Source organism: Pseudoalteromonas sp. 1181_04 (assembly GCF_052850545.1).
This window is the reverse complement of record NZ_VXCS01000006.1, coordinates 216,497-227,109: the sequence shown is the minus strand read 5'-3', so window position 1 is coordinate 227,109 and position 10,613 is coordinate 216,497. Positions and strand designations below refer to the sequence as shown.

General features: G+C 39.8%; 11 protein-coding genes. 6 read left to right on the top strand and 5 right to left on the bottom strand.

The window, feature by feature from the left end:
* Window positions 1–60: 60 nt before the first annotated feature.
* From FW757_RS07040 to FW757_RS07025, 4 genes are all read right to left on the bottom strand, one after another.
* Window positions 61–291, bottom strand: a complete 231-nt coding sequence (locus FW757_RS07040) for an ATP-binding protein (protein ID WP_182784910.1) — start codon at window positions 289–291, stop codon at window positions 61–63.
* A 15-nt stretch (window positions 292–306) separates the two neighbouring features.
* On the bottom strand, window positions 307–546 hold the full coding sequence (locus FW757_RS07035; RefSeq protein WP_446441042.1) for an HTH-like domain-containing protein: 240 nt from the start codon (window positions 544–546) through the stop codon (window positions 307–309).
* Window positions 547–732: 186 nt separating this feature from the next.
* Window positions 733–1,302 (bottom strand): PIN domain-containing protein, encoded by a 570-nt coding sequence (locus FW757_RS07030; protein WP_446441041.1) that lies wholly within the window; start codon window positions 1,300–1,302, stop codon window positions 733–735.
* Window positions 1,302–1,754, bottom strand: coding sequence for an excisionase family DNA-binding protein (locus FW757_RS07025; protein ID WP_182718833.1), 453 nt, complete (start codon window positions 1,752–1,754; stop codon window positions 1,302–1,304). The genes FW757_RS07030 and FW757_RS07025 overlap by 1 nt, the downstream gene beginning before the upstream one ends.
* A gap of 186 nt (window positions 1,755–1,940) precedes the next feature.
* Here FW757_RS07025 and FW757_RS07020 point away from each other — a divergent pair, with 186 nt between their 5' ends.
* Complete coding sequence (locus FW757_RS07020; protein WP_446441040.1) at window positions 1,941–3,131, top strand: alpha/beta hydrolase-fold protein; 1,191 nt, start codon at window positions 1,941–1,943, stop codon at window positions 3,129–3,131.
* A gap of 77 nt (window positions 3,132–3,208) precedes the next feature.
* On the opposite strand, the gene FW757_RS07015 is transcribed toward FW757_RS07020, so the two are convergent.
* On the bottom strand, window positions 3,209–4,003 hold the full coding sequence (locus FW757_RS07015) for a helix-turn-helix domain-containing protein (protein WP_446441039.1): 795 nt from the start codon (window positions 4,001–4,003) through the stop codon (window positions 3,209–3,211).
* 97 nt (window positions 4,004–4,100) lie between these two features.
* On the opposite strand from FW757_RS07015, the gene FW757_RS07010 reads away from it, so the two are divergent.
* From FW757_RS07010 to FW757_RS06990, 5 genes are all read left to right on the top strand, one after another.
* Window positions 4,101–4,805, top strand: coding sequence for a type 1 glutamine amidotransferase (locus tag FW757_RS07010; protein ID WP_064435637.1), 705 nt, complete (start codon window positions 4,101–4,103; stop codon window positions 4,803–4,805).
* 361 nt (window positions 4,806–5,166) lie between these two features.
* The gene (locus tag FW757_RS07005; RefSeq protein ID WP_446441038.1) at window positions 5,167–5,769 is read left to right on the top strand and encodes a hypothetical protein; all 603 of its coding nucleotides are present in this window, start codon (window positions 5,167–5,169) and stop codon (window positions 5,767–5,769) included.
* 432 nt (window positions 5,770–6,201) lie between these two features.
* Complete coding sequence (locus tag FW757_RS07000; protein WP_259398521.1) at window positions 6,202–7,806, top strand: ABC-F family ATP-binding cassette domain-containing protein; 1,605 nt, start codon at window positions 6,202–6,204, stop codon at window positions 7,804–7,806.
* Window positions 7,807–7,811: 5 nt separating this feature from the next.
* On the top strand, window positions 7,812–8,963 hold the full coding sequence (locus FW757_RS06995) for an MFS transporter (protein ID WP_182718827.1): 1,152 nt from the start codon (window positions 7,812–7,814) through the stop codon (window positions 8,961–8,963).
* A gap of 337 nt (window positions 8,964–9,300) precedes the next feature.
* The gene (locus FW757_RS06990) at window positions 9,301–10,608 is read left to right on the top strand and encodes a DEAD/DEAH box helicase (RefSeq protein WP_446441037.1); all 1,308 of its coding nucleotides are present in this window, start codon (window positions 9,301–9,303) and stop codon (window positions 10,606–10,608) included.
* Window positions 10,609–10,613 lie beyond the last annotated feature (5 nt).

Here is a 10,613-nt window from a genome sequence, read left to right as displayed (position 1 = left end):
TTTGCAAGTTTTCTTCTTTTGGCTGACTAAAGTGCATTTATACAATTAGTCAATTTGAGTCTAGTTGCCCTTAAAATAGGTTGACGCTTTATCATAGTGAATTCCATGACCATCGTCTTTAATATGTATACCAGATAGTCCTATATCATCAGCATCTACTAAGACTTCGACTTTGTTGGCATCTGCATCTACTGCATTCCATACTAATTCAGATATAGCATTTAGAGCGTTGGCCTTGGATACCTTATCTAAATGATCTACCTGGACTTCTACTTGAATTTGCTTGTTCATAAACCTTCCTTGAAATTAAATTAGCTCTGTATTCAAGCCTGTGGCCTTAATTCTTGCGGTCAAATTTCGCATTTTACTGAACTCTGTGCCCTGACTTTGCTTTAACCCCATTTCCTCACAAAATTCTTTCGCCGTGATGTGCTTTAACTCATCAGCAAATTTAATCATTTGTAGGTGAAGCTCAGCCGTGTGCTGGTTACGAGGTGCTTCAGCAAAAGCCTGTTTTATTTGCTTGAAAATCGCTTTATTAGACATTGATAAGGATTAGATTTTAACCATTAAGCTAAATTAGCTAATTTAGCAATGATATGCAAAGACTATCGTCAGAGGGTCTCACTAGCGGCTATTTTATGATCGTGAATAAATGGCGTTTTTCTTTTTGCCTTTAATCAAATAGGAGTTCAATCACTGCAATTTTGCTTATTTTAATGAAAGCCATAACTAAAGCATCAAACTAAAGCGTTTTAGTTTTGATACAAAGCTTGGTAGTTTTTGCCTTTGTAAACAGGCTAAAAACTCTTCTTGCGTCATAGCTGGCTTTTTCAATGAACTTCGCTGTTGTTGGGCGGCTTTTACGCATGCGCTACTGTCTAGTTCGAACATATCACATAAAAATTCATCGGGGTGGATCGCTGTTAAACCGAGCTGCTCAAGTTCTTGTGTTGGGAAATCTTTTAAATTAAAAGTAATAATCGATTCTGCTTGGCCTTTAATGGCTGCTGCAACTACATGTCTATCATCTTGGTCGGATAAGCATAGTCCGTTAATTAAAGGCTCATAGCCTTCAACTAAACAATCAGGAACGTTAGCATTCATGAGCGTTTTGATTCTTTCAAGTGCTTTATGCTCAATACTTGGGTTGTTCTTAAGTAGGTTACGAGTCCATTCATCATGTATTTGCTCTGTCCATCGAGCTCGGAATAAACCTGTATTGGCTAAATACATCAAATAGCTACGAAGTGGAGCGGGGTACATAACACATGCATCTAAGATTACTGTATAGGATGACATTAATAGCCCATATCCATTTCTTGGTCTAAAGCTGATAATTCAGCAAGTGATGCTAAACGCTGCTCTTCTAAGCGCTGTTTATATTGCATAAGATCGGCAAAAGCGACTTTCCTACGATTTCCCGTGCGAGTAAATGGGATTTCTTGTGAATCAAGGAGTTTTATAAATGTTGGGCGTGACATATTTAGCATATCAGCACCTTCCTGTGTTGTTAGTTCTGCATGAATAGGGGTAATGCTAACGGAGTTGCCTTGCCCTAATTGAGTAAGTACTTCGATCATCATATTTAATGCGCTTGCAGGGATCGTTACTTCATGAGATTTACCTAGTTGATCAACCACATTAATTCTTTGCGCCTCACCATTGGCTTGTATAACAGCTGATAGCTCTTGGCTACCAAGCTTAGCGAGTGCTATTTCTTCAGCACTGGGTAATTTTGTAGCTGTGTTCATTTTTCTCTCTTACTATTGACGAGTACAAATTGTGCAATGACGTAAGTATCCGAAATATTCGCAACAATGTCAACATTCGAAATATTCGAAAATAAAACTAAAGACGATAAATAGCGCTTTATGCGCTTTTTTTGTGCCTGAAACTCTGTTAGCTTAAGTAACTCATTATTCTCTAAGGGATTAGTTATGCGCTTAATCACCGCTCTGTGTTTTTTTAGCTTTAGTATTTTTAGTTCTCAAAGTGCCTTGGCACAATCTAACACTAAACAACAAAGTACAGATTACTCTGTGCACACGCATACATTTAAATCGGCTGTTTTAAATGAAGAGCGCACAGTTACAGTGCAATTACCAAAGAGCTATCAAGCTGAGCCAAATAAGGTATACCCTGTTATATATCGCCTAGATGGAGCGGGTAATATACCGCTTGCCAGTGCTGTTATTGAGCGTTTACAAAATGATAATCGTGCGCCTGAGGTTATTATTGTCGCTATTGAAAACACTAATCGACTTAGAGATATGTATCCTACCGTGAACAAGGAGCCACAGGGCCCAGTTGGTGAAGGGGGCGGTGCTGATAAGTTTTTAGCGTTCTTTGAACAAGAGCTCATTCCTTTAGTTAATAAGAATTATCGTACGCATAATTATAAAGTGATTTCTGGCGCATCTGCGGGTGGTGTATTTGCGTTATATGCGTTGCAGGCCAAATCTGAGTTATTCCAAGCGCATATTGCTTATAGCCCTGCAGTTTGGTGGAACTATGGCGCATCGGTAAAAAGCACAAAGTCGTTTATAGCTAAAACGAAAGAGCTTAACAGTTACGTTTACATCAATATTGGCGAAGAAGCCGGCATCATGCGCGAAAGGTACGATGAATTGCAGCAAGCTATACAATCGCATAAAGTGCAGGGGCTACGCTTCTTTAGTGATGCGTTTGATGGTGTGTCGCATAACCTGACTTCCGTTGCTGGGGCATTTAATGCCTATCACAACTTATTTTTACCTAAACAAATGCCAATCAGTGCTTTAACTGACGATGTAGCGTCTATTGATGCTTATTATCAAAACTTATCTCAACAATGGGGTGAGCAGATATCGCCCCCAGATCGCGCTGTTAGATCACTCGGTTATAACTTAACGGGCAGCAAGCAGTTTACCCGTGCTATTGAGGTGTTTAAGTACAATATAAAAAACCACCCCAAATCAGTCGATGCGCTTTCAGCTTTATCTTATGGCTATGAAATACAAGGTGATACTCGCCAAGCTCTTGAAAAGGTGGAATCTGCTTTAGCGATTGCAGACGGCTCATACCCTTATGTAGATTACTTACAAGATACACGCATTCGGCTAGAAGCTCAGCTTAATAAAAACCTGTAATACAAGCAGGTACTTAATTTTTCGATATTTTATCGATAAAAAGTCCTATTATGCATCCAGTAGTTCTAAATGATTTTTTAAATTTTCAACGTTAAGTTATGAGCTAAGCTATCGCGACGATATTTACTCGGGGTCTGATTAAATAATTTTTTAAATGCGTAAATGTAAGCTGAATCAGAGGTATAGCCTAACTCTAATGCAATATCTTGAATCGACCTCTTTGAATCCAAAAGTTGTAAAGATAAAACGAGTCTTATATTTTGCCGCCACAATGAGAAAGATTGACTAAATTCTTTTGTGCAAACTCTCGATAAAGTGCGTTCTGATGCCCCTACTTTTTTAGCCCACTCTTTTAAAGTGAATGACAAATCAGGTTGTTGCTTAAGTTGTTTGAAAATTGCTAGCAGGCGTTTATCGGTTGGCAGTAATAAGGGGATGTCATAACTATTAGCCATGACAATTTGATCTCTGAGCACGAGTAATAAATGAGTAATATTAGATTCTGATTGTTGGCTCATTTCATTTTCAAACAAGAGCAATATGAGCTGTTTAATGAATGGCGTTACAAGGCAAGATTTAGCTTCACTTGCATACTCCACCCATACATCAGGATTAAGATAAACGGCTAAAAATTCAGTATTTGTAACTGCTACAGATTTATGAGACGTGTTTGCGGGTATGTATAGCATTGCATTATGAGGCACTATTATGCTTTTACCACCAATGCTTGATTGTAGTAAACCTTTAAATGGGAACACTATTTGATGCCATGGGTGTGAGTGAAAATCATCAACGTAACCAGCAGGCATATGAATTGTTTTTGTTATTAGCTGTTTATGAGTATAACTTTGGATTAGCTCGTTAGCTTGCATGGTGGCGGTTTATCGATGTTTTGTGTCTGTTAGTATAAAACGCATAGCTCTGATTTGGTATATCATCGTGAGCCTCTGTTATTTAAAAGGCAAAAAAATGCATATTCACTTTATTATCCATGAGTATTTTGAAGCGCCAGGTGCATACGAAACTTGGGCTAGAATGCAGGGTTATACTATTAGTTATTCTAAGGTGTATGAAGGTAGCCCTCTGTTAGATGCGATTAAAGATATTGATATTTTAATTGTAATGGGTGGCCCTCAAAGTCCTAATACAACAATTGAACAATGCCCTTATTTTGATGCAAAAGGTGAGCAAGCCCTAATCTTAAAAGCGATTGCTGCTGGGAAAATTGTACTTGGCGTTTGTTTAGGGGCTCAGTTGATTGGTGAAGCATTAGGTGCTCATTATGAACATAGTCCTGAGCGTGAGATTGGTAAATTTCCAATTACTTTAACACCAGCAGGTTTAGTGCACCCCTTGTTTGAGCACTTCGATAAAGTGTTAGAAGTCGGTCATTGGCACAATGATATGCCGGGGCTGACACCTGATGCAAAGATCATCGCATATAGCGAGGGCTGCCCAAGGCAAATCGTTGCTTATAATGAGCGAGTATTTGGTTTTCAATGTCATATGGAGCTAACTAAAGAGGTTGTAGCCTTGCTAATTGAGCATGATGATCTTAGTGAAACTGCAAAATACCGCTTTGTTGAGGAGCCAGAAGTATTACTTGCTCATGACTATGATGCTATGAACCAAAAGATCTATTTATTTTTAGATAAATTAGTAAATACCTATTAGCTCAAAAGTATGTGCTGCGCTGCCTGTTTCTATCGTTTTTCTCTAACCTGAAGTCAGATAGAGTTACTTTAGCCGTCGTGCTATGGTTTTTATTTAGCTAAATCAATGAACAACGTCGCTTCGTTCTAACTAGTGGGTCGAATATTTTCATCAAAGCCATTTTTAAAACCACTAACCCCTACAGAGTAGCTAATAAACGTGCCAGAAATACAGGCTTTTTTCGTCATGGCTACAATGTATATATGGCGATATCTGTCTAGCAAAATGATTTAGGTGAAGTACCCAAAATAAGTCCTAAACTAATAAGTAAGTCAGCCGATACAGAAATACTTGAATGCAGAACAACTAAAAAGGAACTTTTATGACTATTAACTTTAATATCCATCAAGCGGTAAGTCTTACTACCACAAATCAACCCAAAGCGCCGATAGCTCCTCAGCAGCAAGTGACAGATGCTAAAAAAGAGGTAGAGGCAGAACCAGAAGCGATTGCTGCATTTACTGGCGAAGCACAAAAAAGCTCACCCTATAGTGCGCTGCTTAATCCTGAAGGCTTTGATTTTAGTAATATGTCGATCAATGAATTCAAAGGGATAGTTGATGCGGTGAGAAAACTTGAGTCGGACACACAAAGAGCAAGCGGTAATACAGAAAGCCTCAGAGGAACATTTTGGGATGATGTTATGGGTGTAAAGGGCTCTCTTGAAGGGATCAACTTCCAGAACAGAGGTTTTTCTTCAAGTGATAAAATCGATATAACAGCATTTTTTGAACTTGGTGTTAAGGAAGCACAACAAATGCGAAAAGAGCACCCTCGCTCTTTTAGTAAAGTTGTTGGATATGCGCGGTCTGCTTTATCAACGGTAGAAAAATTAACCTCAGAATCTTTTATTAAAGAATATCAAGCAAAGGCCGTTGAGTTCTTAAAAAGTCAAGATACCCCATTGATAAAAACGCAGGCCTAGCATTGGTGTGAGCTTGTATGTCTTATTTTAAAGTAAATTAGCAAAAATGAACCGGGATCAACCAAAGCCGGCAGTTGTAAAAGAGGCATACTTTGGATACGTCGCAGCTCAACTATTGACCGAAAAAAGATATTTAGCTAGAATCCGCACTATTCAATTTTATAGTTATCTGTAATGTTTTACATCTTATTCAAGAACTTTGTCAGGAGGCTTTGCTCCGCGCACTATCACGATGAAGTGTTGCTCGGAGCTTGATGTTTTCTGAATCTTCATCAGGTATAACGTGATCCCTCTAAAATAAGGGAGGGGTAGTTGTATCTGATCATTACAGAAAAAGGCCGACGATGAACTTCATCGTCGGCCTTTTTTGTTTTTGATGGTTAGAAAAAATCATAAACAAAGTTTCGATGATTCTTGAAACGAGGGGCCGGTATGTCATATACCGCCCCTCGTTTTTTTGGTGTAAAAACAATGAGTTTATTAAATTTAAAAAGTGTTACTTACCACATTGGTGATAAAGCTTTATATCAAAATGCTGAGTTTACTCTTTTAGCTGGTGAGCATGTTGGTGTAACCGGTGCAAATGGTGTAGGTAAAAGCACCCTACTTAAACTGCTTCAAGCAGAGTTATTACCTGATGAGGGCGATATTATTTGGCAACCTGCAATTAAAATTGGCTATCTTGATCAGCATGCTCAAATGAATGATTTGCTCTCGGTATATGATTATTTGCGAACAGCATTTTCTGAGCTGTATTTACTCGAAGCGCAAATGTTAGATATTTATGCTTGCTCAAAAAAAAGTACTCAGCAAAGCCAGCTTAATCGAGCTGCAATGATCCAGACAAAGTTAGAAAGTCAGTCATTTTATGTGATCGATAATAAAATTAATGCTATGGCTGAAGGGCTCGGGATCACGGCATTTGGAATGCAGACTCAACTTGCTAAATTAAGTGGTGGACAGCGTCATAAGGTGATGTTGGCGAGGATATTATTACTTTTACCTGATGTGCTTTTGTTGGATGAGCCTACTAACTATTTAGATGTTATACATATTAAGTGGCTAACAGAGTACTTAAATGAGTTTGAAGGTGCGTTTATGGTGGTTTCACACGATCAAGCCTTCTTGAATAGTATCGCAACTAATATATGCGATATAGATAGACAAACTATCCGAAAATACAAAGGTAATGTGGCAAAGTCTATGGCTCAGAAAGCCAATGATGATGCGGCTTATATTAAGCAATACCAAGCTCAAAAAAAGCATATCGATAAGTTGGAGCTGTTCATTGCAAAAAATGGAGCTGGAGTGAATGCCAGCATTGCTAATGGGCGCAAAAAACAACTAACACGTATCGAACGGCTGGTGCCTCCTAAGCAAAATAAGCCAATAACGTTTATGTTTAGAAGCTCAACCTCTAATGCGCAAGAGATGCTTAAAACATTGGATCTGGTAATTGGTTACTCTAGGCCATTATTGCCAGCGATTTCTCTTACTATTATGCGTGGCGAAAAAGTGGTGATTACAGGTTTTAATGGTATTGGTAAATCAACGTTATTAAAAACCTTAGTCGGAGAATTAGCACCATTATCGGGAGTGATTGCATTATCACCTGTTTTGCAGTTGGGTTATTTTGAGCAAGAGTTGTATTGGTCTTATCCTGAAGCGACACCGGTAAATTTGCTCAAATCGGTGTGCGATGGGTTGGATGATAAGACCGCAAGAGAGCAGCTTGCGCGTTTTGGTGTGGCGGGGAAATTAGCAATACAGCCCATTGAATCGCTAAGTGGTGGTGAGCAAACTAAAGTAAAGCTATGTTGTTTAGCATTAAAACCGACTAATTTATTAGTGCTTGATGAACCGACAACACATTTAGATATGGAAGTAAAAGCTGCACTTAAACAAGCCTTGATGGAATACACTGGAACAGTGATTATCGTTTCACACGAGCAGAGCTTTGTTGCTGATTGGCCAGACCGAATAGTGGACATTCAATCTATTATTAATACCCAATATGCAGAAGTAGTGAAAGGTTAAATGCTATGTTATTAAAAATATTATTATTCTTTATTGCTTTTTTAGTGGGCGCGGATGAACTGATGCTAGGGCCAATCTTGATTCCAATCGGTAACGATTTAGGAGTTGAGCCAGAGCGGGTCACTTTATTTATTACAGCTTACAGTGTGGCTTTGGCAATGGTTGCACCTGTATTGGGAGCATTATCTGATCGCCATGGTCGTTTGTGGGTGCTATTACCTGCGGCATTGCTATTTGGTGCTGCGTCGATTGCGACCGGATTAGTAGATACATTTGAATGGGGATTAACGACCCGAGTACTTACAGGGCTTGCCAGTGCAGGTATGCTACCTATTGCCTTTGCAATTGCCGCTGATTCTTCAGGTGCAGATGCTGTAAAACGGATTGCTTGGGTTCAAGCTGGCCTTACTCTGGGTATGATAGCGAGCCCTGCAGTGGGAGCTATTTTAGCTGAATGGCTTTCTTGGCGCGCTGCATTTATCGTTCTTGGAGTTTGTGCTTGGTGTGTAGCTGCTTTACTTGGAATACTAGCTGCTAACAAATTACCAGTTGAAAAGGTGAGTCCACAAAACATAAGTAAAGAGCAACCTGTTAAAATATGGGCGATTCCAGGTGCGGCAGGCGCCTTGCTTGCTATGTGCTTTGGTCTCGGTGGCGGTATTGGTTTGTTTAATCTTATTGGCCAGCACTTACGTGACAGCTTAAATGTATCAATGTGGTTAGTGGGGAGCTTATATGCCATTTTGGGGGTAATAAGTGTGATTGGCAATATGTTGATGCCCCGTTTGATGCAGCGTTTTGGCAATGGACGTCAAATAATGAGAGTTGCTTTGATTGTATGTTTGCTTGTTAGTGTCGGGTTTTATTCTTATCCCACAGAGCATTGGGCTATTCTGCTTTTGTTGTTAGCGTTTTGGTCGATGGCAGGTGGGATCGGATCGCCGGCCTTACAAAGCTATATCGCTGAATTATCGGTAACTCATCGTGGCGTATTAATGTCTATGGGAATCACCATGATGCATATTGGTGTCGCTATTTGGTCTGGAATCGCAGGGTTTGCTTACAGTTTTGGAGCAATAGGAATGGTAATTCTTGCTACCTTATTATTCGGAATGGCCATTGTCGTGTTGCGCCCTATTAGCAAAGCCCAAAAGTAAGCATGATATTCGCTGGAGTTAACATAAATAAAGATCAATAAACTTAATCCAGCTCCGCTCTAAAGGGGCTGGAATTTCAAATTACTGGCTTACAGATTTTATTTTGCAGCAAAGCTTGGGAACATAGCCAAATACTTTGTTTAAAAAGATTATTCTAAACATAATAATAAAAGCGCGGGATAAATCCGAGTTTACAAAAATCACAAACCTGCTCGTAATTTGTAGCTCGAAGCGCTCAGCTGTTACCTAAACTACATTTAAATCACTAATCTCTACTTAACGGGCAATAAATACGCTAAAATTGCAGGCTATTTTTAGTAATGAGCCCGCACCTTTTATGACCTCAGCCGCAAATCCTAGTAATTTCAACGAACTTGGCCTTATCCCAGAGCTAATTGCTCGATTGTCTGATCTTGAATACACCCAGCCTACGCCGATTCAGGCAAAAGCAATTCCAAGTATTTTGGCGGGCAGTGACTTAATTGCAGGGGCGAATACCGGCTCTGGTAAAACAGCGACCTTTGCTTTGCCTATGCTACAAACCCTATTTTTAGAGCAAGGCGCTAAAAAAGCAGCGAGTAAAGGTAACTTTGTAACGGGGCTGATTTTAGTGCCAACGCGAGAGCTGGCAACGCAGGTGGCTGATAGTGTTAAGTCGTATTCTGCAAATTTTAATGGCGCAATAAAAACCGTTGCGGTGTTTGGTGGGGTGTCGGTTAATACGCAAATGCAGGCATTACGTGGCGGCGCCGATATTATCGTGGCAACCCCTGGGCGGTTACTTGATTTGATTTCAAGTAATGCGATTAAGCTCGATAGAGTCAGCACCTTAGTGCTTGATGAAGCCGATCGCTTATTAAGCTTAGGCTTTACCGAAGAGTTGGCTAATTTATTAGCGCTTATGCCTGCTAAAAAGCAAACCATGTTGTTTTCTGCGACTTTCCCAGAGCAAGTTAAGCAATTAACCCAAGAGCTGTTAACTAATCCGGTTGAAATACAAGTTCAAAATAAAGACGAAAGCACCTTAGTACAGCGCGTATTTACGGTTAATAAAGGCGAGAAAACTACGGTTTTAGCGCATTTAATTAAACAGCAGCAATGGCGCCAAGCACTGATTTTTGTAAACGCTAAAAAAGATTGTGAGCACTTAGCCAGTAAGCTCGAAAAACGTGGCGTTAACGCGCAAGTATTCCATGGCGATAAAGGCCAAAGTGAACGTACTCGGGTAATCGAAAAGTTTAAAGATGGCGAAATAGAAGTACTAATAGCCACGGATATTGCCGCCCGTGGTTTAGATATTGCCAAACTGCCAGTAGTGATTAACTTTAACTTACCGCGTAGCCCTGCTGATTACATGCACCGCATTGGCCGAAGTGGCCGTGCTGGTGAAGTAGGTTTAGCGTTATCACTGATTGATTATGAAGACTTTCATCACTTTAAAATTATCGAAAAGAAAAACAAACTACGCCTAGAGCGTGAAGAAGTAACAGGCTTTGCCGTAAACCAAGCCAACCTTGATGCCGCCGAGGCGCTTAAAAATGACAAGCCAATGGCCAAGCCTGAAGGTACTGGTAAGAAAAAGAACAGAAATAAAGCCGATGATATAGATGATGTATGGAGCGGCTGGCGAGGCAAAGGTAAGTAATGCCA